This window comes from Pseudomonas sp. MDT1-16 (genome assembly GCF_054898115.1).
In genome coordinates this window covers 3,836,174-3,860,833 of sequence record NZ_CM142717.1, presented here as the reverse complement: position 1 = coordinate 3,860,833, position 24,660 = coordinate 3,836,174, and the positions used below count along the sequence as shown (strand labels likewise).

22 protein-coding genes, 1 tRNA gene and 1 pseudogene are annotated in these 24,660 nt (G+C 57.1%); 11 read left to right on the top strand and 13 right to left on the bottom strand.

Features of this window, described 5'->3' with window-relative positions:
* The first annotated feature begins 18 nt into the window (after nt 1-18).
* A complete protein-coding gene (locus tag ACYZT3_RS17620; protein WP_462030383.1) occupies nt 19-792 on the top strand; it encodes an L-iditol 2-dehydrogenase in 774 nt (257 codons plus the stop codon).
* 115 nt (nt 793-907) lie between these two features.
* Here ACYZT3_RS17620 and ACYZT3_RS17615 read toward each other — a convergent pair whose 3' ends face one another.
* Entirely contained in the window at nt 908-1,084 is a 177-nt protein-coding gene (locus tag ACYZT3_RS17615; RefSeq protein WP_282382779.1) for a hypothetical protein, read from the bottom strand.
* Nucleotides 1,085-1,303: 219 nt separating this feature from the next.
* Nucleotides 1,304-2,983, bottom strand: a complete 1,680-nt coding sequence (locus tag ACYZT3_RS17610) for a thiamine pyrophosphate-binding protein (protein WP_462030382.1) — start codon at nt 2,981-2,983, stop codon at nt 1,304-1,306.
* A 354-nt stretch (nt 2,984-3,337) separates the two neighbouring features.
* Here ACYZT3_RS17610 and ACYZT3_RS17605 point away from each other — a divergent pair, with 354 nt between their 5' ends.
* The 4 genes and pseudogenes from ACYZT3_RS17605 to ACYZT3_RS17590 all read left to right on the top strand — a co-directional run bounded on the left by ACYZT3_RS17605 (nt 3,338) and on the right by ACYZT3_RS17590 (nt 6,779).
* Nucleotides 3,338-4,264 (top strand): diguanylate cyclase domain-containing protein, encoded by a 927-nt coding sequence (locus ACYZT3_RS17605; RefSeq protein ID WP_462030381.1) that lies wholly within the window; start codon nt 3,338-3,340, stop codon nt 4,262-4,264.
* Nucleotides 4,265-4,302: 38 nt separating this feature from the next.
* Entirely contained in the window at nt 4,303-4,893 is a 591-nt protein-coding gene (locus ACYZT3_RS17600) for an EAL domain-containing protein (protein ID WP_462032392.1), read from the top strand.
* Nucleotides 4,894-4,924: 31 nt separating this feature from the next.
* Nucleotides 4,925-5,560, top strand: a pseudogene (gene map, locus ACYZT3_RS17595) (type I methionyl aminopeptidase); the annotation flags it as partial.
* A gap of 205 nt (nt 5,561-5,765) precedes the next feature.
* On the top strand, nt 5,766-6,779 hold the full coding sequence (locus ACYZT3_RS17590; protein WP_282382770.1) for a GlxA family transcriptional regulator: 1,014 nt from the start codon (nt 5,766-5,768) through the stop codon (nt 6,777-6,779).
* 211 nt (nt 6,780-6,990) lie between these two features.
* Here ACYZT3_RS17590 and ACYZT3_RS17585 read toward each other — a convergent pair whose 3' ends face one another.
* Together ACYZT3_RS17585 and ACYZT3_RS17580 are read right to left on the bottom strand one after the other, a co-directional pair.
* Entirely contained in the window at nt 6,991-7,371 is a 381-nt protein-coding gene (locus tag ACYZT3_RS17585) for a hypothetical protein (protein ID WP_462030380.1), read from the bottom strand.
* A gap of 155 nt (nt 7,372-7,526) precedes the next feature.
* Nucleotides 7,527-7,614 (bottom strand) — tRNA-Ser (locus tag ACYZT3_RS17580).
* 123 nt (nt 7,615-7,737) lie between these two features.
* Between ACYZT3_RS17580 and ACYZT3_RS17575 the strand changes: the two genes are divergently transcribed.
* Nucleotides 7,738-8,409 (top strand): Bax inhibitor-1/YccA family protein, encoded by a 672-nt coding sequence (locus ACYZT3_RS17575; RefSeq protein WP_282382766.1) that lies wholly within the window; start codon nt 7,738-7,740, stop codon nt 8,407-8,409.
* Between the two features lie 65 nt (nt 8,410-8,474).
* On the opposite strand, the gene ACYZT3_RS17570 is transcribed toward ACYZT3_RS17575, so the two are convergent.
* Entirely contained in the window at nt 8,475-8,912 is a 438-nt protein-coding gene (locus tag ACYZT3_RS17570; protein ID WP_282382763.1) for an Lrp/AsnC family transcriptional regulator, read from the bottom strand.
* 135 nt (nt 8,913-9,047) lie between these two features.
* Between ACYZT3_RS17570 and ACYZT3_RS17565 the strand changes: the two genes are divergently transcribed.
* Nucleotides 9,048-9,941 (top strand): DMT family transporter, encoded by an 894-nt coding sequence (locus ACYZT3_RS17565; RefSeq protein ID WP_282382761.1) that lies wholly within the window; start codon nt 9,048-9,050, stop codon nt 9,939-9,941.
* A 7-nt stretch (nt 9,942-9,948) separates the two neighbouring features.
* Here ACYZT3_RS17565 and ACYZT3_RS17560 read toward each other — a convergent pair whose 3' ends face one another.
* The 3 genes from ACYZT3_RS17560 to ACYZT3_RS17550 all read right to left on the bottom strand — a co-directional run bounded on the left by ACYZT3_RS17560 (nt 9,949) and on the right by ACYZT3_RS17550 (nt 12,973).
* Nucleotides 9,949-10,968 carry an FUSC family protein gene (locus tag ACYZT3_RS17560; protein WP_282382790.1) on the bottom strand — a complete coding sequence of 340 codons (1,020 nt, stop codon included), beginning with the start codon at nt 10,966-10,968 and terminating at the stop codon, nt 9,949-9,951.
* Nucleotides 10,969-11,036: 68 nt separating this feature from the next.
* Nucleotides 11,037-12,662, bottom strand: coding sequence for an NADP-dependent glyceraldehyde-3-phosphate dehydrogenase (locus ACYZT3_RS17555; protein ID WP_282382759.1), 1,626 nt, complete (start codon nt 12,660-12,662; stop codon nt 11,037-11,039).
* 185 nt (nt 12,663-12,847) lie between these two features.
* Nucleotides 12,848-12,973 carry a bacteriocin immunity protein gene (locus tag ACYZT3_RS17550; protein ID WP_462030379.1) on the bottom strand — a complete coding sequence of 42 codons (126 nt, stop codon included), beginning with the start codon at nt 12,971-12,973 and terminating at the stop codon, nt 12,848-12,850.
* Between the two features lie 241 nt (nt 12,974-13,214).
* On the opposite strand from ACYZT3_RS17550, the gene ACYZT3_RS17545 reads away from it, so the two are divergent.
* Both ACYZT3_RS17545 and ACYZT3_RS17540 read left to right on the top strand, forming a co-directional pair.
* The gene (locus ACYZT3_RS17545; protein WP_282382757.1) at nt 13,215-14,369 is read left to right on the top strand and encodes a GNAT family protein; all 1,155 of its coding nucleotides are present in this window, start codon (nt 13,215-13,217) and stop codon (nt 14,367-14,369) included.
* Nucleotides 14,370-14,440: 71 nt separating this feature from the next.
* Nucleotides 14,441-15,559, top strand: coding sequence for a glycosyltransferase 61 family protein (locus ACYZT3_RS17540; RefSeq protein WP_462030378.1), 1,119 nt, complete (start codon nt 14,441-14,443; stop codon nt 15,557-15,559).
* A 49-nt stretch (nt 15,560-15,608) separates the two neighbouring features.
* Here the strand turns inward: ACYZT3_RS17540 and ACYZT3_RS17535 are convergent, their stop codons facing one another.
* A complete protein-coding gene (locus tag ACYZT3_RS17535; RefSeq protein WP_462030377.1) occupies nt 15,609-16,280 on the bottom strand; it encodes a class I SAM-dependent methyltransferase in 672 nt (223 codons plus the stop codon).
* A gap of 181 nt (nt 16,281-16,461) precedes the next feature.
* Between ACYZT3_RS17535 and ACYZT3_RS17530 the strand changes: the two genes are divergently transcribed.
* Nucleotides 16,462-16,854: a GFA family protein gene (locus tag ACYZT3_RS17530; protein ID WP_282382749.1), complete on the top strand. Its 393-nt coding sequence runs from the start codon at nt 16,462-16,464 to the stop codon at nt 16,852-16,854.
* Nucleotides 16,855-17,200: 346 nt separating this feature from the next.
* Here the strand turns inward: ACYZT3_RS17530 and katG are convergent, their stop codons facing one another.
* From katG to ACYZT3_RS17510, 4 genes are all read right to left on the bottom strand, one after another.
* On the bottom strand, nt 17,201-19,456 hold the full coding sequence (gene katG / locus ACYZT3_RS17525) for a catalase/peroxidase HPI (RefSeq protein ID WP_282382747.1): 2,256 nt from the start codon (nt 19,454-19,456) through the stop codon (nt 17,201-17,203).
* A 377-nt stretch (nt 19,457-19,833) separates the two neighbouring features.
* Nucleotides 19,834-21,870 (bottom strand): LTA synthase family protein, encoded by a 2,037-nt coding sequence (locus ACYZT3_RS17520; protein WP_462030376.1) that lies wholly within the window; start codon nt 21,868-21,870, stop codon nt 19,834-19,836.
* A 32-nt stretch (nt 21,871-21,902) separates the two neighbouring features.
* Nucleotides 21,903-22,517: a hypothetical protein gene (locus ACYZT3_RS17515; protein ID WP_282382744.1), complete on the bottom strand. Its 615-nt coding sequence runs from the start codon at nt 22,515-22,517 to the stop codon at nt 21,903-21,905.
* Nucleotides 22,514-23,812 (bottom strand): sialidase family protein, encoded by a 1,299-nt coding sequence (locus tag ACYZT3_RS17510; RefSeq protein ID WP_282382741.1) that lies wholly within the window; start codon nt 23,810-23,812, stop codon nt 22,514-22,516. Before ACYZT3_RS17510 ends, ACYZT3_RS17515 begins: the two co-directional genes overlap by 4 nt.
* Before the next feature lie 324 nt (nt 23,813-24,136).
* Between ACYZT3_RS17510 and ACYZT3_RS17505 the strand changes: the two genes are divergently transcribed.
* A complete protein-coding gene (locus ACYZT3_RS17505) occupies nt 24,137-24,643 on the top strand; it encodes a GNAT family N-acetyltransferase (protein WP_462030375.1) in 507 nt (168 codons plus the stop codon).
* Nucleotides 24,644-24,660: the final 17 nt, after the last annotated feature.

The following is a 24,660-nucleotide window of genomic DNA, read 5'->3' as shown; positions in this document are numbered from 1 at the left end:
AAAACGGATGAACAATCAATGAAACGACTAGAAGGTAAAAGCGCGCTTGTCACCGGATCCGCCCGAGGCATTGGCCGTTCTTTTGCTCAGGCCTACGTGAATGAAGGCGCAAGGGTAGCCATCGCTGACATCAACCTTGAACGCGCCCGGGCCACGGCTGAAGAGCTCGGGTCAAACGCCTACGCTGTCGAGATGGACGTTACTGACCAAGTGTCTATCGAGGACGCGATGGCTGCCGTCATCGCACAGACAGGCAAGTTGGATATCTTGATCAACAACGCTGCGCTCTTCGATCTTGCCCCCATTGTCGACATCACCCGCGACAGCTTCGAGCGTTTGTTTTCGATCAATGTCGCCGGAACACTGTTCACCCTTCAGGCCGCTGCTCGTCAGATGATCCGGCAGGGGCATGGCGGCAAGATCATCAATATGGCCAGCCAGGCAGGCAGGCGAGGGGAAGCGCTCGTGGGTGTGTATTGCGCGACGAAAGCGGCTGTGATCAGCCTTACTCAATCAGCAGGTCTGGACCTGATCAAGCATGGGATCAATGTGAATGCCATCGCGCCAGGCGTGGTTGACGGCGAGCACTGGGATGGCGTCGATGCGATGTTCGCTCAATATGAAAATCGGCCATTGGGCGAAAAGAAAAGGCTCGTGGGTCAAGAGGTGCCTTTTGGGCGGATGGGGACCGCTGATGATCTGACGGGAATGGCGATATTCCTCGCGTCGTCCGAAAGCGACTATGTGGTGGCTCAGACCTACAATGTCGACGGTGGAAACTGGATGAGTTGACCTCAAAGTATCACAGGCAATTGCAACGGTTAATCGTCCCCATCAGTACGAAAAAGCGGCCAACTCGACCCTGGTCTATGGCCGCTTTCGACGCCAGCCAGCGTCAAGCATCTGGCTAATTGCCGTCCGCCACCTTGCGTTCTATCTCAGCTATTTTTCGACTGAGCGCCTCAGCGTCCTGCTCCTTGGTTGGGGTTGAAGAGGGCGTAATGGTTTCATCCACACCTTTGGCGTCAGGGTCCCTGTCCTCAAGATCTCCTTCGACGTCGTTAACACTGTCATCGTTGTTCATATCGCTTACCTCCATTGACCTGAACATTGGATTCAACGCTATGGCTGGAGTTCGAGATTTTTTTGTCGGCGTGCCCAGTGACCGTCGACGATCTGTAAACCTTGAGCAACGAAATGTACCGGCGGTCAGACCGCACGAATTTATCCCTGATGGCGATACACCGTCCGAGGAGTAGTCGCTCCTTTGTCTGTAGAGAGGAAAGAAAGAAGAAATGGCCGCTTACTTTTTGCTGGATTGCTCTCTGATCTGAGTCAGGCTAAGTCGAGGTGTTAATGCTTCAGGGTCGACTCTGACCTCAATCAAAGATGGCCGGGACATTTCAAGGCAGCGTTCAAACGCAGGCGCAAATTCCGACGTCGTTGTGACCACCTCGCCATGCAGTCCATAGGCTTGGGCAAGTGCTGCGAAATCCGGGTTGTGCAAATCAGTTCCTGACACGCGTCCAGGGTAATTGCGTTCCTGGTGCATTCTGATTGTTCCGTACATTCCGTTGTTGACCACAACGAAAATCACGTTGGCCCCATATTGTGCTGCAGTCGCGATCTCCTGACCGTTCATCAAGAAGCAGCCATCCCCGGAAAACGAAACCACCACTCGATCCGGGCAAGTCAGTTTGGCGGCCACAGCAGCAGGAACGCCGTAGCCCATCGAGCCGTTGGTAGGTCCTAACTGGGTGCGGTAATGGCGGAACTGATAGAAACGTTGAAGCCAGACGGCATAGTTTCCGGCACCATTGGTCAGGATCGCATCATCCGGAAGTCTGCGATTCAACCATTCAATGATGTCGGCCATTTGGACTGGGCCAGGGGAGGTTGTACGTTCCAGGTTCTGTTGGTAGTTGTTGTTCAGCGTTTGCGTCCACTCGCTGCTTCTTTGGGTGGTTGCAGCCGGGAGTCGTGCTGCTAATTTCGCAAAGCTCGACATGCTGCTGTTTATAGCCAACGCCGGTTGGTAGACCCGCCCCAGTTCCTCAATGCCTTGGTGAATGTGAATCAAGGTTTGCTTGGTAACGGGAATATCCAAAGTGGCGTATCCCCCCGTCGAAACCTCTCCCATTCGGGAGCCTACGACCAGGAGCAGATCGGCGTCTTTCACAGCTGACGACAGCTGCGCTGACGCCGCGAATCCAAGATCGCCGGCATAGTTAGGGTGTCGATTGTCGAACAGGTCCTGGCAGCGAAAGGAGGCTGCCACCGGGATATTTTGCTGTTCAGCAAAAAGCCGAATGTCGTGCACTGACTCGTTATCCCAGCCGCTGCCACCCAGCACCATCAATGGACGCTCCGATTGCTCAAGCAGTTGCTGCATGGCGGCTATTTGCTCGGCTGCCGGCGTCATCAAGACACGTTTGAAAGCCCCGGCATCACTGACTTCCGCCATTTCGGTCAGCATGTCTTCTGGCAGAGCGACCACGACTGGCCCTGGCCTGCCATTGACCGCTCGGTGGAACGCCTGGCTGATCAGTTCGGGGATTCTGCTGGTGTCGTCTATTTGTACGACCCATTTCGCCAAGGGGCCAAACATCTGGCGAAAATCAATTTCCTGAAAGGCTTCGCGATACTGCTGATCGCGAGCTACCTGACCAATAAACAGAATCATCGGCGATGAATCCTGGAACGCTGTGTGAACGCCAACAGAGGCATTTGTTGCCCCCGGGCCACGTGTGACGAAACAGATGCCTGGCTCTCCCGTCAGCTTGCCATAGGCTTCTGCCATATAAGCCGCCCCACCTTCTTGGCGGCATACGATCAGATCGATTTCTTCTTGCACGTCATGCAATGCGTCGAGAACCGCGAGGTAGCTTTCTCCCGGAACACAAAAAGCCCTTTTGACGCCATGGATGCGTAAGGCATCCACCAGTATCTGACCTCCGCTACGACGAGAAATGGCTTTATTCATTGTTATCTCCTGAGTCGAATAGTGCGGTGTGAAGAGGCGAATTTGGTTTTCCGTTCAGGGCTCGAATCTTGAGCATCATCGAGTAGGGGTACAAACGATGATTGCTCAGCACTTCATTCCCTCAGCTATTGAAGTCGCTTGAGCACGCGTTAGAGGTGTGGCTCGTCTTTGGCCTATCATTTTCGACTATGCTCAATTTTTAGCGGGCATTGCCAGTAAGAATGGAAGCAGCCACGTTTACATGAGGTAGCGCATGAGCAATTTACCGCCAGCGAATCCGGAGCATCCTGAAGCCTTTGTACAGCAGACCGCAGTACCCAAGCTTATGCGCTGGAGCAACACAATTCCCAGTAAGTGGGCGCGCAATCTGCCGACCACCTCCTTGTCGAGGATGTTCGCACCTCCCTGACGCCTTACCTGGAAAGCGTCAATAAGTTGTTCAAGGCCGTTGACCGTGGGAATGATGCCGAAGTGCGCCGTATCGACAATGACGAGGGCGACCCACGGTTCGAAAAGATTGAAAAAGTCGTCCTGCTAGCAGCGGCCCAGCACCACGAGGAGTCTATCGTGGTGCTGGAGAGGCTGCGCGCACGGGAGTCCTTCAACGTCAGTACCACTCCCGTCGTTTTTATCGCCGGGCTGCTTCTCGCCGGCCTGTTCGCCCAAGTAATGCGGCGCACGCGCTTCGAACTCGACAGTCAACGCAAGAGCGCCTTGCACGCTTCGCTGCATGACAAGCTCACCGGGCTGGCCAAACGGACGCTCCTGGCTGACCGTTTCGAGCAGGCACTGCGCCTGGGGCGCCGCCAGGGGTCAACCACGGGCCTGTTGCTGATCGACCTTGACCGGTTCAAGGAAGTCAACGACACCCTGGGGCACCACTACGGGGATCGCCTGCTCGACCAGGTCGGCAAGCGGCTGATCAGTGAGGTACGGGAAATCGACACGGTCGCCCGGTTGGGAGGTGATGAGTTTGCGATTCTGCTTCCCTCCGTCGAAGGCCTGCAGGGGGCTTTGAAAGCAGCGCAAGGGCTGCACGCCGCGATTACCGCATCGTTCGAAATCGATGGGGTCGCACTGGATGTCGAGGCCAGCTTTGGGGTAGTGGTTTTGGGTCTGCACGGTGACGATCCTGCGACGCTCATGCAGCGCGCCGACATCGCCATGTATGCAGCCAAGAAACAGAGCAAGGGCATACTCGCCTATAATCCGGGAGCGGATCGGCGCTCTCCGGAACGCCTGGCAATGCTCGGCGAACTGCGGCGAGGTCTGGCCTCGTGAATCCGGGTGAGTTCATTCCGTTTGCCTAACTCACCGGGATCCTCGGCTCCCTGACTCATTACGTGCTGAACCTCGCGCTGTCTCAAGTGCGGGCCTGGGCCGACGCCGGGATATGCGTACCGGTTGCCGTGAACATTTCTGCAGGCAACCTGCAGGACGACAAGTTGGTGTTTCAGATTGTCGATCTGCTTGAACAGCACAAATTGACCCCAAATATGCTGGTATTCGAAGTGACCGAGTCCGCCATCATGCTCGATTCCGATGCTGCTCGTACCCTCCTGAGGCAGTTACATACGCTGGGCATCCATATCGCCATCGATGATTTCGGCGTCGGCTATACGAGTCTGGCTCAGTTGAAGGATTTGCCGATCAGTGAACTCAAGATCGACAAATCCTTTGTACTGGCCATGCAAAGCGGTCAAGCCAACGAGCTAATCGTATGGAGCGTTGTCGATCTTGGTCACAAGCTTGGCATGGAGGTCATCGCCGAAGGCGTAGAAACATCCGAAGTGCTCGATGCGCTGGGTGGTTACCACTGCGACATGGCCCAGGGTTTTCACGTCTGCCGACCGGTAAACGCCGAAGCGTTCATGCAGTGGTATAAAGAGCGTAAGCGCACCGTTTGCTGATTCGTGCCGAACTGGCGGGCGGCCTCGATTCAACGTGCAAAAAGCCATACCAGGCAATGTCGGCTATCCCGGCTTCCCGAAAACCGTGTGTACATCGGTCAACCAGGTGGTCTGCCATGGCATCCCTTCGGCCAACGCACTAAAGGATGGCGATATCGTGAATATCGACATTGGCGTTATCAAGGAGGGTTGGTACGGCGACACCAGCCGCATGTACTTCGTCGGTGAGCCCGGCCCGGATGCTCGACGCCTGGCGAAGGCGACCTATGAAGCGATGTGTGCCGGTATTCGCGTCGTCCGCCCCGGCGCTACGCTGGGCGACATTGGCCATGCCATTCAGACCGTGGCCGAAAGAGACGGATTCAGCGTCGTGCGCGAATACTGCGGTCACGGAATCGGCAAGGTTTATCACGATGAGCCGCAGGTCCTTCATTGCGGCTACCCAGGCCAGGGTCTGACACTGAAAACCGGCATGATCTTCACCATTGAGCCCATGCTGAACGCTGGCAAACGCCATGTGAAAACGCTGGACGATGGCTGGACCGTGGTCACCAAGGATCACTCGCTCTCGGCTCAATGGGAGCATATGATCGCTGTCACTGATGACGCCTTCGAGGTTCTGACCCGTTGGCCCGATAGTGTCGATGGGTATCCCGCTATCGTTTAGGCGCGTCGTCCATCACACTCGAGTGGGCCAGGATTACTGGCCACAACACCACTTTGTCGATGATAAAGACCCACTTCGTCACGGCTTTCAGCTTGCCTGATCAATCGCATAATGGCGCTAGTGGTTTTGAAACTTTTGCGGTTAGCATGCGCGTTATCAACGCACCCAACGACAGGGTCGTTAACGTAACCGAGTGGATCGAACATTGATCGAGCGACGCCAATTTAGCGGAGGCATGAAGGGGAAAAATCTCCGCTATCTGAATGAGAGCCCCAACGAGAAGACTCAAATGATCCGGGCAGGATTTCTGTTGCTCGAGCATTTCTCGCTGCCCGCATTCACGCAAGCACTGGATACGATTGTCACCGCGAATCTACTGCGACCCCTGTTGTTCTCTTCCCGAACATTTGGCTTGACCGATGGGGAAGTCGTCAGTGACCTGGGCCTGGTCATTCGGCCAGATGCCCGCATCGATTGTTCAGCGATCCAAGACCTGGATTTGCTGGTCATTTGTGGCGGCTACCGAACAGAACTGAAGGCGAGTGATGATTTCATCAGCCTGTTGAGAGCGGCGGCAGACCAGGGTGTCAGTCTGGCCGGGTTGTGGAATGGCGCATGGTTCCTGGGAAGGGCAGGCTTGCTTGACGGATATCGTTGCGCGATTCACCCCGAACATCGCCCCGCACTCGCGGAAATCTCCAAGGCGACGCATGTCACCAGTGAGCCCTACGTCATTGATCGAGACCGGCTCACGGCTTCCAGTCCCTCGGGGGCGTTCCACATGGCGTTGGACTGGATCAAAGGGCTGCACGACAAAGCACTTGTCGAGGGTATCGAGGACATCCTGGCTTTCGAGGAGTCTCGTTATCGGCGCATAAAACCGACTGAAAATGTCTGCGTGAGCGCGCCATTACGCGAGGTGGTGAAACTGATGGATGCCAACCTCGAAGAGCCTCTGGAGTTGGAGCAGTTGGCCGTTTACGCAGGCCGTTCGCGTCGACAACTCGAGCGTTTGTTCAAGGAGCAACTGGGCACAACGCCGCAACGGTATTACATGGAATTGCGGATTACCGAAGCGCGTCGGCTGCTCCAGCACACAGAGCTGTCCCAGGTGGACGTGTTGGTTGCCTGTGGCTTTGTATCGCCCAGCCACTTTAGCAAGTGCTATAGCTCGTACTTCGGATACAGACCTTCCAAGGAAACGCGACTCGTCAAATAAGGGCGGCGGCACACGGTCAACGTGGCGCGGAGAGTGCGAGCCGCGGAATGGGGGGGCAATTTACAGTCCGGTTCAAAACCCTATGTAGCCGAAGTAAACGAGTGCCATGCTAGCGGCGATACCAAACGCTCCAAACGCCTTTACCGTTGAATTGTGTGGAGGCGGGGATTCGGTCAATCGCTGCAAGCGGGGAGCCGAAAGCGCAGCGTGTTTATAGCTTTTCACCATTCTGGATCGCCGCCTGTTGTTTCAGATCTACAGCCTGATACTTCCAGAGCGCTGACCTAGTAAAGTCCAGGTCGATGACGGGAATAATCCCTGTAGCAGAAGCAGCGACCGAAACCAAAAGATTGCCTGCGACGCAGATTGTTGAAATTTTCAAGGTTGGATTTCCCTTGTTAGATTTTTTTTGATTAACGCGCGGAGCGTTTCCCCTACTTTGGGCACCATTAACAACATAGGGATTTGGTGTGGATGCCAGAGCGTCCAGAAGATGAATATCCTGAGTTACGCCTTTTGCAATGCCCATCACTGTGGGGGCGGGCGATGTGACCACTGCTCCGGCTACTGCCGCCGTGATGGCCACCTCCATTGCCGGATCCTTCGTCGCGGTTGCCCACTAACCACCGCAAAAGATGCCAGCCACGTATAACAACGGAAAACCAAGGGCCAAGGTATGGCTGGTGGGTTTTTACAGAAGCCAGAAACGACAAAGCCCTGAATTATCAGGGCTTTGTCGTATAAAGATGGCGGAGGCGATGGGATTCGAACTCATGGACCTGTTACAGTCGACGGTTTTCAAGACCGTTGCCTTAAACCACTCGGCCACACCTCCGTTTGCGTTGCGGGCGCCATAATACCTGAATGAAACACACTGTCAAACTCTCTGCGTAGCTTGTTACAGAGCGTCTGTTATGATCTTTGCGACTGAACGTTTCAAACCAACAGGAGTGTCGCCATGCGCGAACAGGATTACGCAGTTAATAACAGCGTGCAGGTTGAGCAGCTAGAGGTTAGCCGCGTCCTGCGCAACACTTACGGCTTACTCGCTCTCACCCTCGCATTCAGCGGCGTGATGGCGTTTGTCGCTCAGCAGATGCGTGTCGGCTACCCGAATATTTTTGTGGTGCTGATCGGTTTCTACGGCCTTTTCTTCCTCACCAACAAACTCCGTGATTCTGCCTGGGGCCTCGTGTCGGCATTTGCCCTGACCGGTTTCATGGGTTTCCTGCTCGGCCCGATCCTCAACCGTTACCTGGGTATGCAGGGCGGCGCCGAGGTGGTCAGTTCGGCATTCGCAATGACTGCGCTGGTGTTCGGTGGTCTGTCGGCCTATGTGCTGATCTCCCGCAAGGACATGAGTTTCCTCAGTGGTTTCATCACTGCGGGTTTCTTCGTGTTGCTGGGCGCGGTAGTTGCCAGCTTCTTCTTCCAGATCAGCGGTCTGCAACTGGCGATCAGCGCAGGTTTCGTGCTGTTCTCCTCGGTCTGCATTCTGTTCCAGACCAGCGCCATCATTCACGGCGGCGAGCGCAACTACATCATGGCGACCATCAGCCTGTATGTATCGATTTACAACCTGTTCATCAGCTTGTTGCAGCTGTTCGGTATCATGAGCCGCGATGACTAATCGTCTGCCTTGAGGAAAAAACCCGCTTCGGCGGGTTTTTTCTTGTCTGCGATTTGAGTAAAGGCTCACGCCATCGGTGGCAACCGGCGTTTGACCGGGGTTTTCTTGACGATCGCCGTGTTGGTTTCGGCGTGGGTGTTGAGGCGGTCGAGCAGGGTGTCCAGTTGCTCCATCGAACGCACATGCAGACGGGCGATGAAACAGTCGTCGCCAGTAACCTTGTCGCACTCGGTGAATTCAGGGATGGCCTGGATCTGCCGCTCCACTTCCTGCAACTGGCCCGGCAGCGGCCGAATGCGGATGATCGCCTGAAGTTGATAACCGAAGCATTTTGGGTCGATCTCGACGGTATAGCCTTTAAGCACACCACGCTCTTCGAGGCGGCGCAGGCGCTCGGCGACGCTGGGCGAGGACAGGCCGCTGATTTGCGCCAGGGCCTTGAGCGAGCGGCGTGAGTCTTCCATCAAGGCCGTGATCAGCACTTGGTCGATATCGTCGGTCATGGCGAAACCCCTGTTAGGCAATTGATTCAAACCACCTTGATAAAAAAGGCAGATGCCGAGTTTAGCCTGCTTTTTGCGCTGGAGAACCCCCCCGGCGGATTGGCATACTTTGGGCTCAAACACAGGAGTCTTATGATGGACAAAACAGTACGTCACGGGTCATTCGAAATGACCGCCGCCATGTTGATTTCCGGGACCATCGGCTGGTTCGTGCTGGTGTCCGGGCAACCGGTGCTGGACGTGGTGTTCTGGCGCTGCGTGTTCGGCGCCGGCACGTTGTTGCTGATCTGCGCGGCATTCGGCTTCCTGCGCCCGGGCATTTTGACTCGCACCACGTTCTTGCTCGCCGTGCTCAGCGGCGTGGCGATTGTCGGCAACTGGGTGCTGTTGTTTGCTTCTTACTCCCGTGCCTCGATTGCCATCGGCACGGCGGTATACAACGTTCAACCGTTCATGCTGGTGGGGTTGGCCGCGTTGTTCCTCAACGAGAAAATCACCCTACAGAAACTGTTCTGGCTAGGCATCTCGTTTCTCGGGATGCTGGCGATTGTCAGCGCTCATGGCGGGCAGGGCGAGAGCGGCAATGATTACCTGATGGGCATCGCTCTGGCGCTGGGGGCGGCATTCCTTTACGCGATTGCCGCGTTGATCATCAAACGCCTGACCGGCACACCGCCGCATCTGATCGCGTTGATTCAGGTGCTCACCGGCGTGCTGTTATTGGCGCCATTCGCGCACTTTTCGGCAGTGCCGCAAGCGCCGAGCGCGTGGGCGAGTCTGGTAACCCTGGGCATCGTCCACACCGGCGTGATGTACGTGCTGCTCTACGGCGCGATTCAAAAACTACCGACGGCGCTGACCGGTGCGCTGTCATTCATCTACCCGATTGCGGCGATTTTCGTCGACTGGTTCGCTTTCGGCCATCGCCTGGAGCCGCTGCAATGGATCGGTGTCGCCGCGATTCTGTTGGCCGCTGCCGGCATGCAACAAGGCTGGAGCCTAAAGTTTCGTCGAGCGGCAACGCAATAAACCGGCGTCAGATGTTCCATCGCGGCGCAGTCTTGGCCAGTCGCTGGCGCATCTCGCCGATGTTGCTGGCCAACTGTCGGACCAATAACCGGTAACCATCCAGAGGACTGTAAACCGGTGCGGCCAGTCTTGAATCCGATGGCAGTTCGACAGGCCGATTAATCCGCTGGGACGCACCGGATTTCAGCGCCCGGGCCATACCGATCAGTTGCACCCGGATCAACCGATGTTCGGCTTTCAAAGCCGATTGCAAATGGGCCATGGCGTCCGCGTCACTGGCATCCGGTCGGATGTTGCCGAGGATTTCCAGGGTGCTGACACACATTCGCAAGTGGCGCTGAATGGCATCGAGTTCAGTCATGGAGATCCGCACTTCCTTGGACACCGACGGCATCAATGAGCGCAGTTGCACCATCACCGTGTTGAGGCGGCCCACGAGCTTATGGTGTTCGTCATCGGTGACCGACTGGCCATTGATGATGCGCCCGTAGATCGTTGCACAGTCGCGTAATGCATCGGCCAGGTTATAGCGCCAGGAATAAACTGCGTAGAGCGGCAGGGCGAACGAAAATGCCAGGGCCAGGGCGATGCCGATCAGGATGTCCACACCACGCCACAACCCGTCGGTGATTGGATTGTCGCCATGCCCCGCGACGATAAACACGGTAATCGCCGAGAGCAACGCGGTGTAACCGCCCTTGCCAATGGCGTGGTATGAGAAGACCCCACAGACCACCGCCATCGCGAAATAGGTCAGCCACGGCATTCCGAGCCAGGCCTGTTGCGCCACCAGCAGCAAGCCGACGCCGGCTCCGATCAAGGTGCCGATGGCGCGCTCGGCGGCTTTTTTGCCGATGTTGCCGTGATGCTGCAAACCGCCAATCACCACCAGCATCGTCACCGACGCCCACTCACCGTGGGGCAGGTGGATGCCGGTGGTCAGCAGGATTGTTGCCAGCAACCCCAGCGACACGCGCACCGCGTGGATCACTCTGGCGTGGCGATAGCGCCGATACGGGTCCAGCAATGGACGCAGCAGTCGGCGCAATAGCGGTGGCAGTCGATTGGCTCTGAATGTGCTCAGGCTCGGTCTCCTCAGAAGATGTAATCGGTGGTCAGGAAACTCGAACTGCGTCCGCTGATGATCTCGCTGATGAGTTCTTTGTTGGTTTCCTGGAACTTGGTCGCCACCAGTGTGCGGATCGAAAACACCCGCAGCGCATCATGCACCGACAGCGTGCCTTCGGCGGAGTTCTTGCGGCCGTTGAACGGGAAGGTATCCGGGCCGCGCTGGCACTGGGCGTTGAGGTTGATCCGCCCGACCTGGTTGGCGAAGGTGTCCACCAGTCGGCCGACCGCCACCGGGTTGGTGCCGAAGATACTCAGCTGCTGGCCGAAGTCCGATTCCAGGACGTAATCGATCACCGTGTCCAGATGCCGGTAAGGCACGATCGGGACGACCGGGCCGAACTGTTCTTCCTGATAGATGCGCATCTGCGGCGTCACCGGGTACAGCACGGCCGGGTAGAAGAACGAAGCGCGGGCTTCACCGCCGTTGGGGTTGACCACGGTGGCGCCTTTGCCGACGGCATCCGCGACCAGCGAGTGCAGGTAATCGACCTTGCTCGCTTCCGGCAAGGGTGTCAGCGCCACGCCGCTGTCCCACGGCATGCCGGGTTTGAGACTGGCGAGTTTGGCGTTGAATTTCTCGATGAAAGCGTCGACTACGTCTTCATGGACGAAGAGGATTTTCAGCGCGGTGCAGCGCTGACCATTGAACGACAGTGAGCCGGTGAGCGCTTCGCTGACCGCGTTGTCCAGATCCACCTCCGGCAGCACGATGCCGGGGTTTTTCGCGTCCAGGCCCAACGCCGCGCGCAAGCGGTGCGGTTTTGGATGGAGTTTTTTCAGGTCGCTGGCGGCCTTGTTGGTGCCAATGAATGCAAAGATATCAATCTTGCCGCTGGCCATCAGCGCGCTGACGGTCTCGCGGCCACTGCCGTAGATCACATTGATCACCCCGGCCGGGAAGCTGTCGCGAAATGCTTCCAGCAGCGGACGAATCAACAGCACGCCCAGCTTGGCCGGTTTGAACACCACGGTATTGCCCATGATCAGCGCCGGGATCAGCGTGGTGAAGGTTTCGTTCAGCGGGTAGTTGTAAGGTCCCATGCACAACGCCACACCCAGCGGCACGCGGCGGATCTGGCCGAGGGTGTCCTGTTCCAGTTCGAAGCGGCTGGAGCGGCGGTCGAGCTCCTTGAGCGCGTTGATGGTGTCGACGATGTAGTCGCAGGTGCGGTCGAACTCTTTTTCCGAGTCCTTGAGGTTCTTGCCGATTTCCCACATCAGCAGCTTGACCACGGCTTCGCGCTGTTCACGCATGCGCCCCAGGAAGGCTTCGACGTGCTGGATGCGCTCGGCCACGCGCATCGTCGGCCATAAACCCTGGCCTCGGTCATAGGCGCGGACGGCGGCGTCGAGGGCGGTCAATGCAGTGTCGGCATCGAGCAGTGGCGTGCTGCCAAGAATCACTTGTTCATCGCCATTTTCACCGGTCAGGTACACCGGGCTGCGGACTTGGGCGAGGGGCCCGGACCAGGTTTTCAGCTCGCCGTCGACCAGGTATTCACGCTGTTCGGTCTGGCCGTCGAGGCGGTATTTTTCCGGTATGTCGGTGGAGTCGGGAAACAGGTTGCCAAGGATGTGTGCTGTGGTCATGTCGCTACCCCGTGTGTGGTGTAAGCCATGCGCTAGCGGCGTGCAGTTCGCAATTCACTTGAAAGGTTATACGCCTTAATGACTCGATTTTTTAACTGCAATCAACCGCAAATGGGCAGAGCAGAGGGGTGATGGTCTGGATCTCGTGTCCCCAAGCGTAGATGCCCTGCAGGGTTGTGAACGGATCATTCACGCGGGCGACACCAGCAACCCCGACATTCTCGATTAACTGAAGTGGCCTCCACTGCTGAATCATCAGCTCCATCGTCACGGTAGAAAATCAGGTCGGAACCAGCAGGGTGCTCGCTCACGTTTCAACATGGAGCCCCAGCTCGACCGGCTCTGATAGGAAATATTTCGTCATAAAATATACGACTGATGCCCTCCGTACGTCGCTTGCAAAGCCTCTGCCTCGTATCTTTACTGTTACGGAACATCAGAGCATCGCCTCATCAAATATGTCTTTCATAATAAGGTTTAAGCCCGCCTCTTGAAGTTCCGCGTGGATCGTTTTCTGATCTACCACCAGAAAACTCGAAGGATGACGAAGAAATGAAAGGGAACTTGGCGGCAGTTATCCGAAAACTCATTTCTCCTTCGATGCGGTATGAGATAAGAAATACTTCAAATTGGTTGCGAGACATCCTTGGACGTGCGTGTTTCTGGCGCTGGGAGATAGTCAGGTTCAGACTGCAGAGCGAAAGTCCTTACGAATTCCTCTATATCGGAAGGAAAAAGCAGCGGGAGATGGCGAAGCTTCTCATTGGGGGGAAGTCCCAAGGGAATACCCCTATGGCCGACGGCGAAGCGGAACCTGCCGCGTCGAATCATGTGGTAGTGGTCAGTGAAATGCCGACCTCGGGGGCCTTGTATGTACCCTTGTATCTGAGTGCCGTCGTACCACTGGGGCGTTCCATCGAGGAGATCACCACAAAATACGATAGCGAGTTGCGGCGAAATATACGCAAGAACCGACCGCGCTACCGAATGATTCAGACGCTGCAGGATGAAGACATTGAAAAGGCAGACAGGGAAATGCTTCGACCTTATGCCACGGCAAGGCAAGGCACCCACGCTGCGCAATTTGCCACGCAGGAGGTGTTGAGGATAGCCAAGACTGTGGGCCGGCTCGACTTGATTATGCTGGAGGACGAAGTTGTTGCGTGCCACCTTGGCTGCGTAATAACCCGGGGCGCAAAGCGCTACTGGAGCACACTACGTTTCGGCTATACCGAGGCGATTTTTTCAGATGCCAAAAGACTGCGCGAAGTCAATTCGATCACCACTTTCATGGCGCTTGAATGGGCGATCGATAATGGCTTCGATTATTACGACATCGGTCTTTGCGTGGCACGGCCGGATGACGGACTTCTGAAATGGAAAAGAAGGCGCGGCGGTGATATTGATTCCTTGGGAAACCACGCTTATATGTTTGTCCGGCTGCCCAAGACAGGTACAGCCAAATTCCTCTGGGACACGCCGCTATTCGCTGTCGAAGGGAAGGAAATGACCCTCCACCTTGGCTTACCGGACGGGCCAAGCGATGAGGAGGTCGCCAGCCGCTATCATGAAATGGTCTTTGGCGGGCTGCACAAAATTTATCTCTATTGCGCACAGAGCTCTGGCGAACAGTTCCTCGAAACCTTGCGCAGTCGCTATGCCAGTCTGCAGACCCCACCCATCATGCAAAGGATTGCCTCCAGCTGAGCCATTTTCAGAACTGAAATTACAGCGCTTCGCGCCTGACTATTGACCCTGTCCCGCAGGGAGGACTTTTCATGGAAAGCGATGTCTCGGAAATAAGCACTGCGACTGCTGGCAATCGAAAAAAATGGACCCTTGCCGCCTACAGGAATATGGCGAGAAAAAGACTGGCACGGAAGGCGGAGATCAACTTGAAAAGCCTGGCGGTGAAAAGCTGGGATATTGCGCCGGGTGGGATATCGCATTCGCCGCCGGCTATCTTCCTGCCTGGTCAAATGGAACGTGTGACAGGATGGGAGGCGAAGCGCTTTTATCCTTACGAGCATCCCGCTCGCACCATGGAAGGGCTGGGTGACGTGGTACAAGGCCCGACACGTGGCTACTTGGTCAAGGATGTCTGGCTGATCGATGGCGCGCTCTACAAGGACAATGCAAGTCTGTGGTTGTCTCTCAAACCGGGTATGTTTCCGCGAATTCTCGTGGAAAACGAGATCGAGCGCGGGGCCGTCTACTGTACGCAAAATGGAAATACATGGTTTGGCACATGGTTGATGGAAGACTGCCCGACCTATTCGTTGGCCTGCGACGAAGGCGTCCCGGTCACCACCGCGCCATCCGCCAGGTTTCCCCTATTTACTCAGGCCCTCGCGTATGAGGACTGGTTTGGCATGAAACCGGTTCGCTTGAACGGTGCGTTTTTTCATGAACTCGTGCTATTCGACGATCTGAGCAACAATCGAAGCAGGCATTTACGTTTCCGTACCATGGGTGAAAAGCTACTGTCGCACGTGAGCTATGAGTCTCACCCTGGCGTGTTCATTCTCCGGGGTGGCGACGGTGACTTGCGCTTTTTGCGCAATGAAATTGAGCTCGCTGAGCATCTGCACAAGAGTAGGGGGTTTCGCATCATCGATCCTTTGAAAACCGATGTCCCGACCATAGTGGCGACGTGTGCCGGGGCGCAGACCGTGGTTGGGGTCGAAGGGAGCCAGTTAGTACACGGTGTCAATGTACTGCAGCCGGGTGGTTCGTTGCTGGCACTGCAGCCACCGAACCGTTTCGTCAGCTACTTCAAGTACCTGACGGATCGCGACCACCAGAATTTTGGCTTTGTGGTCGGAGCGCCAGAGGGCGATGGCTTTAAAATCGACATTCAAGAGCTTGAGCGCACACTGGACCTGTTCCCATCATGACGGCCGCCTAGAAAAGTCGGCCAGGGGCGTGAATAACCGGGTGTGGGGCTCACCCCCGTTGCTCGGCCACCAACAGCAACGACTGCGGCGCAGGGCTTTGCGGGTGCTGCGGCTCCTGCAGGCTGGCCAGCCGAAAACCGGCCATGTCCAGCGCAGTGAGCCAACTGGACAAGGTGCGCAAGTACCACGGCATGGGTTGCCACTGCCCCTTGAACCCAGCGAAGGTCTCTTCCCGCCAACCATCCTGATAGTCGCCCGCCGCCGAGGTCCATGGATGCAGTGTCTGGATTACCAGCGCGCCGCCAGGGGCGAGCAGGGCGTTCATGGCGGCGAGCAGAGGGATGATGTCCTGGTGCAGCAGAGCGAAGTTGGCGCAGATCAGGTCGTAGGCGCTGCCGATGTCCACCTTCGCCTCCACCAACGCTTCATAGCTTGCCAAATGCACCTGAGAAGAGCCCGCCGCCCGCGCCGCCTCGACCAGCGTCGCATCGCCATCCACACCGACCGCTTTGATGGCCCGTTCAGCCAGCGCACGCAACAGCCAGCCCTCGCCGCAACCCAGGTCGAGCACACGCTCGGGCTGGCGGCTTAGTACCGCCAGCAGGATTGCCTGGTCGGTGACCTTGAGGCGACTTTCGATGGTGCCGGTGCGAATGGCTTCGATCCAGGATTGGGCGTTGTGGTGCCAACTTTGGAGGAGGGTAGATTCGGAGGCGGGCATTTCGATCTCCGCAGTTGTGGGTTGGATGGAAGGATAGGACATGTGCTGGTGGATCGGACCTTATCGGTAACGCTTTACCTGCGTCATAATCACCGACAATGGCCTTTGCGAGGTCGTCACTCGGGAAAACCGGCTGTGCGTTGCAAACATTCCGACCGCTTGATTTTAGAGGAGACGCAGTATGGAACGATTCACGGGCGGTTGCCTGTGCGGCGACGTCCGAATTGAGGCTTCGGGACGCCCATACCGGGTCGGCGTTTGTCACTGTCTCGACTGCCGCAAGCATCATGGGGCCCTTTTTCACGCCTCCGCGGTGTTCCCTCAGAGTGCGGTGACGATCACTGGTGAAACACGCGACTATGCCGGGCGGTTTTTCTGTCCTCGCTGCGGCTCGTCCATTTTCGCGCGCACCGCCGACGAAATCGAAGTGAACCTGGGGTCCTTGGATGCCCCTGACCAGCTGATGCCAACCTACGAAAGCTGGATCGTCCGTCGCGAGTGTTGGTTACCATCGTTTCCGCTCACGAGACGATACGAGCGCGATCGTGACGTGACGGGGCGCTTCGAGGAGTAGGCCGCGCAGTAAAAAGCCCGCTGAACCAGTGATGGTCAGCGGGCTTTTACGTGGGCGGGTTTTGTTCTGATCCGTATTTTCCTTTGCTACCTGCATCTGTAACGCACACAGGCGGCGGCTCACAATGACAGCATGCTCCGCAGTTGCGGCAACCGCTGTACTGCAAACTCATAACGTAGGAGGCCCAATGGGCAAGATGGCAATTTTCCTGGGTGGATTTCTGGTGTTGACCATTTTGATCGGTGCCCTTGCCACGATTTCTCCCGTTTAGTCACTTCCTCCAATCAGCAAAAAGCACAACACCTCCCCATTGGGAGGCGTTGCAGTTTCAGCACTACCGCTCGCGTTACTTAAGATCGAAGCGATCCAGGTTCATCACCTTGGTCCAGGCAGCCACGAAGTCTTTAACAAACTTTTCCTTCGCATCAGCGGTTGCATAGACTTCAGCCAACGCTCGCAACTGCGCATGTGAGCCGAAGACGAGGTCGACACGGGTGCCTGTCCACTTCACTTCGCCGGTTTTGCGATCGCGCCCTTCGAACGCCTCATTAGCCTCCGAGACCGGTTTCCATTCCACGCTCATATCCAGCAGGTTCTTGAAGAAGTCGTTGGTCAACGCTTCCGGCTGCAGCGTGAACACACCGTGTCTGGTTTGCCCGACGTTGGTGTTCAGCACGCGCATGCCGCCAATGAGCGCGGTCATTTCTGGCGCGGTGAGTGTCAGCAGTTGCGCCTTGTCGATCAACAGCTGCTCGGCCGGTACGCTGTATCTGCCTTTGAGGTAGTTACGGAAGCCATCGGCGATGGGTTCGAGGAAGCCGAACGACTCCACATCCGTCTGTTCCTGGGAGGCGTCCATCCGTCCCGGTGTGAACGCAACCGTCACGCTGTGGCCGGCATTTTTTGCCGCCTGTTCAACGCCAGCATTACCAGCCAGCACGATCAGGTCTGCCAGCGAGATCTTCTTGCCGCTATTGTTGAACTCGCTCTGAATGCTCTCGAGTTTCGCCAGCACGTTCGCCAGTTGCTCAGGCTGGTTGGCCTGCCAGAACTTTTGCGGGGCCAGACGCAAACGCCCACCGTTGGCACCGCCGCGTTTGTCGGAGCCACGGAAGGTGGAAGCCGCCGCCCAGGCAGTTGATACAAGCTGCGAGACCGACAGGCCAGAAGCAAGCAATTTGCTCTTGAGTGCGGCCACGTCACTGTCGTTGACCAGGGCATGGTCGACCGCTGGAATCGGGTCTTGCCACAGCAGTTCTTCGCTCGGCATTTCCGGGCCGAGGTAGCGGGAGAGGGGGCCCATGTCTCGGTGGATCAGCTTGAACCAGGCGCGGGCGAATGCGTCGGCCAATTGGTCCGGATTTTCCAGGAAACGCCGCGAAATCGGTTCATAGATCGGGTCGAATCGCAGCGACAGGTCCGTGGTCAGCATGGTCGGATTACGACGCTTGGAAGGGTCGTGAGCGTCTGGAATGATGCCGGCACCGGCGCCGTTTTTCGCTATCCACTGATTCGCACCCGCGGGGCTTTTGCTCAGTTCCCACTCGAAGCCGAACAGGTTCTCCAGATAGTTGTTGCTCCACCGGGTGGGCGTGGTGGTCCAGGTGACTTCCAGGCCGCTGGTGATGGTGTCCGGCCCTTTGCCGGTGCCGAAGCTGTTCTTCCAGCCAAATCCTTGTTGTTCCAGGCCTGCGGCTTCGGGCTCGGCGCCGACATTGTCGGCAGGTCCGGCGCCGTGGGTCTTGCCGAAGGCGTGGCCGCCGGCAATCAGTGCCACGGTTTCTTCGTCATTCATCGCCATGCGTGCGAAGGTCTCGCGGATGTCTTTCCCGGCGGCAACCGGGTCCGGGTTGCCTTCCGGGCCTTCAGGGTTCACATAGATCAGGCCCATTTGCACCGCAGCAAGCGGGTTTTCCAGGTTGCGCCCTTGCTCGGTACGGCTCTCCTCATTTTCTCCAGGCTCAGCAACGAGTGGGCCTTCGCCGGGCTCTTGCATGGGCTCATTTTCTTTGCCATAGCGGGTGTCGCCACCCAGCCACTTGTTTTCCGAGCCCCAGTAAACATCCTCATCCGGTTCCCATACGTCCGGACGACCGCCGGAATAGCCAAAGGTCTTGAAGCCCATGGACTCCAGCGCGACGTTGCCGGTGAGGACGATCAGGTCAGCCCAGGAGATGTTACGGCCATATTTTTGTTTGATCGGCCAGAGCAGCCGGCGCGCCTTGTCGAGGCTGACGTTGTCCGGCCAACTGTTGAGCGGCGCAAAGCGCTGCTGGCCGGAACCGGCGCCACCACGGCCGTCACCGGTGCGGTAGGTACCGGCGGCGTGCCAGGCCATGCGAATGAAGAGCGGCCCGTAGTGACCGAAGTCCGCCGGCCACCAGTCTTGCGAATCGGTCATCAACGCCGTCAGGTCTCTTTTGACCGCTTCAAAGTCCAGGGTTTTGAAGGCTTCGGTGTAGTTGAAATCCTCGTCCATGGGATCGGACAGGGACGAGTGCTGATGGAGTATCTTCAGATTCAGTTGGTTCGGCCACCAGTCGCGGTTCGTCGTGCCACCGCCAGCGGCGTGATTGAACGGGCATTTCGATTCATTTGCCATGTGTGAGCTACCTTTGGTCGTGTTCATCCGGCTATCCGGCCCAGCGTGGGCGTTTAAATAGCAACGAGCGAAACCAATGACACAGGCTGCAGGGCCAGCAGTTTGATCAACTGATTGTTTTGATCACACGGGAATTCTGAACAGTGGCAATCGAGTTGCCTGCACGGTGGCCTACGGCAGGTTTAGTCAGGCTTCTGACCCATTCCTATCTCCTTATCAGCTCTTGACCGGCCGGCTAGGGTGCCAGCGCTCGAGTAAGGTTAGACCCCAGTTGGGAAGTCAGCTAATAGGTGGAGTATTGGGTCGCGATAGGCAGAGTCTTTTACCGGCATCTGGGGGGGGCGCGTCTATTTGCAGCATAGACGCGGGGGAAGCCGTTACTTTCGCACGTTCTGGTACAGCATCAACCTTGAGGTTTCATGCATGGCGCGGGTCAGCTGTGACAGGCGTTTGAACTCTTCAGGGTTTTTCTCGGCGACGTTGTCCAGTGGCGTCGGTGAGGCCAGGTCATGGAGAGTTGGCGAGCTGCCGTCGTGCTCCATCTGCACCATGTAGTGTTGAGTAACGCCGGCAATCAGCGGGAACGTGCCCTCACGTAATACCAGCGGTACCACACGCTCACCCTCGGGCGCTGGCTGCTGGATATCACGGCCCATGCCGCTGTTGCGAAACTCAAGGCCGGCCATGCCCGCCACGGTCGGCAGCAAGTCCACCAGGCCGACCGCTTCTTTGACCTTGCGCGTCCCGAGCAAGCCCGGCGCGTGGATGATCATCGGCACCGCGTTGCTTTCCAGGCCCAGTTGCTCGTAGGCCGGTGCCAGGAAAGGGATCTGGGCGATACGGGTGTTATGGTCGCCAAACAGCACGAAAATGGTGTTTTCGTAGTAGCCGCCCGCTTTGGCGATTTCCATCAAGCGTCCGAGATTGAAGTCCAGCAAGCGCACGGCGTTGTACTGCTCGACACTGCGCGACCCTGCGGCCTGGACTTCCGCCAGGGTAGGGTGCTTGACCTCGAATCCATCGTTGCTCTTGGGAATTGTGAAAGGACGGTGATTGCCAGCCGTCTGTACATACGCAAAGAACGGTTTGTCCTTGGGCAGCGCTTGCAGGATCTGGTCGGTTTCCTTGAACAGATCCAAGTCTGAAATTCCCCAGACATCCACCACCGGAGATTTCCAGTCCCGTTCTTCGAACAAACGAACGCCGTCGATGCTTTGCCGAATCAAGGCATTCATGTTGGCCCAACCGGAGTTGCCGCCGATGGTGTAGATCTTCTCGTAATCGGTGAAGGCGTTGATCAGTGTGTTTTGCTTGGTGATCAGCGGATTACGCGTCGCGGTTTCCTGGCGGGTGACGTCAGGCACCCCGCTGATGCTGGCCCAGACAGTTTTTGCGGTCCCCGTCACCGGCACATAAAAGTGCTCGAAGAACCAGCTTTGCGTGGCCAGGCGATCAATATTGGGCGTCGGATTGATCGGGTTGCCGTAGGCCCCGACGGCGCTGGTGCCCAGCGATTCAAGCATGACGAACATCACGTTCGGCGGCCGGGAGCCCGGTATTTTGTAAGGTTGTGGCGCCTGGTGACGTACGAAATCAAGGGTTTGCCGGTCGGGCTTGTCCACCCCCAGGTAGTTGGCCATCACCGGATAGTGTTCGCGCACCTGCGCTTCGTCATAGCGTGACTGGCCGACTTTGACCGTGTCGTAGAGGAACAACACCGGGTTCAGGCCCAACGCGGCAACCTGGTTACTGCCCGAGAAGAACGCATCGCTCCAGCGCAACGGGACCGGGTTTTCAAGGTTCATGTTTTCAACGCGACCTAAAATGCCCAGCAGCACCACCACGACCATCAACGCGCCGCCCCATGTCGCAGAGAGCGGGTGAATGGCTTTGCGCGGGCGGTCCAGCGTTACGCGCTCCAGACGCACCAGAGCCCGTGTCACCAGCGCGACCGTTGCCAGCCAACCCAGTGAAATCCAGATAACCGGGTAAGTCTGCCAGACCATATCGCGGGATATTTGCGCATCCTCGATGAAGCGCAGCACGGTGGCGTTGATTCGCACGCCCAGGTAGGCGTAATGGCCAAAGTCGATGATGTAAATCAGCAGCAGGACGCTCAGGGCAACGAGCAGATACACGCGTGCGATCCGGCGAAGCAGGCGGCTGCCGATCAGGTTCCAACGAGGAATCCAGGCCAGCAACGCCAACGGCAACATCACCAGGATGGCCAGGCGCAGATCGAAGCGAAAGCCGATCCCCAAGGTTTCCAGGACAGCATTTCCGCCGATCAGGGCGTTGGCGTCGAAACCGGAAAAGCCGAAGAAGAACACCACCCTGAGCAGTGCAAACAGCGCAAACGTAATCGCTGTCGCGCCCAGCCAGTAATGCAAACGTCTCGATTGCAGCCAACCCATCCATGTTCCCCTGTTAATAAAGTCGTTAAATCTCAAACGGATTTGGGTACGTCGCCCATTGCACCGCGCCGCTCGATTGCCCGGCGATACGCCCAGCGCATGGCAAGCATCAGCAATGCCACGCAGCAATACAGACCCAGCAGCGGATCAATCAGGTAATCCCAATAGTTTTGCGAAGGCTTTATCCCGGCGATGAACGCCAGGGTCGCGCTGGCCAGCATTACGACGGCCAGGCCGTTGCGCAGGTAAAACAGGCCCAGTGTGAGCGCGGCGATGAAAATCAACAGGGGGCGCGGGCTGTAGCCAAACCGATAAGGGTCCAGATCACTCATGCCCAGGGTTGCCGGGTACAGCACCAGGGCCATCGCGGCGAAGAGGATCAATACGCTGGTTTTACCCCGCGCAGGTGGCAGGAGGTCCAGCCGACGCAAGCAGCCCCACGCCATGAACACCATGGAGGTGATCGCCAGGTCATCAATGTAGCTGCGCAGGTACGCGGCCAGCGACAACCCGCCCAGCGGTATGAAACTGGCGGCCAACAACGCGGCCAACAGTGCGATCCGCGAGGTCCTGGGCAAGCCGAAAGCAGGCAGCACCAGGAAGATGATCATTGCGAAGCTGGCATGGGCTTGCCACAGGCTGATCATTTGAGACGCTCGTTGAGCCAGGCATCGTTGAAGGTGACGTGCTTGATGAAGGTGTTGTTCCAGGAATAAACCAAGTGATACATACCGTCGGGACTGCGGATGAAGTAAGGGTATTCATATTCGAATTCACACCCTTGGCTTTTACAGACACGGGTGTCGAGGTTATCCAGGAACTGCGCCTCCAGTGGTTGGCGAAGCGCACCACTGGAACCGCGGAACTCTTTACCGATGATTTCCTTGTAGGCCTCGGGTGAAAACGGAGCGCCCTCTGGATCAGGTGACTTGTCCAGGTCCCGCAACGAGCGCCAATCGTCCATTTTTGCGTCGGTCCCATACAGACTCAGCTTGAAGCGCCCCTCCTGCAGGTCGTTGAGCGCTACCAGCAACCCATGTTCGGGCGTTGCGACGGCTGCCAGCGAGGAATTGGGGTTCGAAGGGTCGAGCGGATAGGGCTCACTCCAGGTTTGTCCGGCATCTTCAGTGCGGGTCGCCAGAACACGGTGGTGGGTGTTGCCGGCATAGCGCAGCAAGGCGATGCCGCGCTGCCCGTCCAGAGGAACCACCGCGGGTTGCAATGAATTCTTGCCATAGCTGATGCGGAATTTGTCGATCACATCGCCGTCTGCGCTCAAGTAGAGGTACTCGGCAAACTTGCCCAGAAACTCGTGGTAGACCGGTAAACCGATGGAGCCGTCGGCATGAAACACCGGTGCCGACCGGACCAGGGTGCTGATGTTCAGAAAGGGTGAAGTGATCAACTGACGAGGAGCGGACCAATGTTCACCAAAGTCGTCTGAAACCATCACATTCACCGCGCTACCGGCCCAGCCACCCATGGACACGGACACGTAGAACAACCACAGGCGATTATCCGGCGCGAGTGCAACCACCGGATTGCCCAGTTTGCGAATGTATTTTCGAGTGCCCTGCTGGGTCGAATCCCGAGTCGCCAATACCTGTTCAGCCCCCCATTCGCCGGTTTTCGAGTCGTAACGGGCGGAGCGCACCTGCACATCGGCTGCGCCTTCGCGGGAGCCGGCGAACCAGACCGTCATCAGGCTGCCGTCGGGCAAGGCGGTGACCGCCGAGGAATGCACGAAATCCACCAGCCCGGACGAGGCGAAACGGCTGGTATAGATGGGCTTGGCCACTTGGCCGGCCACTGCCATCACTGGACTGATCAGGGCAAAGGAAGAGTGCGTATTGGACGGATTGACGAACCACGCGGCCGCAAACAGGCAGGAAAGTGCAAGGTATGCACCGAGGGCAGGAATGCTGGGAAGTTTGATGCGCATAATTAAGGCTTTGGCATCTCATGGCCCGATAAAGCGCTCAAGTTAACATTCGCTAGTACAAAATCGGGTTTAATGATTTTCGATTTTGTAAGCAATTGTTTGTAGTGCGCTGCTATGTCTATGAACAACACTCAATGGGCAAGCTGAAACTACCGGACTAGACGGATATCGATTCGAACCAGCGGGAATGACGGGTCATTCTAGCCGTTGGTCGCAAAAAATGGACATGAGCGGCGCGAAACAGAAAAGGAAGTTGATCCCACGCTTCTATCCATCACCCGCAAAAAGTAATCTGTCACACCGACACTTGGATGGATCCAAACCATGCACCTGACCCATCGCCCCGTCAGCGCTGAAGATGTTCTGGCAATTTGCGACTTTCCTCAAAATCCCCAAGAACTGTTTTTTATGTTCCCGAAGGCGCAATACCCGCTGACGGAATATCAACTGCAGGCATCGATTGCTCAACGTTCCGATTCAACGGTGGTTGAGGAGGATGGTTCTGTTATGGGTTTCGCGAATTTTTATACCTTTGAGCGCGATGGCGTTTGCGCGATCGGCAATGTGATCGTGTCGCCCAAGGCTCGGGGGAAAGGGGTCGCGAAGTTCTTGGTGCAGACGATGGTGGGGCTGGCGTTTGAACGTCATCGGGCACGTGAGGTGCAGCTGTCGTGCTTCAACGAGAATACGGCGGGGCTGCTTTTGTATCCGCAGCTTGGGTTTGTGCCGTATGGGGTTGAGGAGCGGTTGGCGCCGGACGGGCGCCGGGTGGCGCTGATAAACATGCGGTTACTTACCGAAGCGAACAGTATGGAAATCCCCTTTGCGTAGATAAAGCGTGCCCCGTC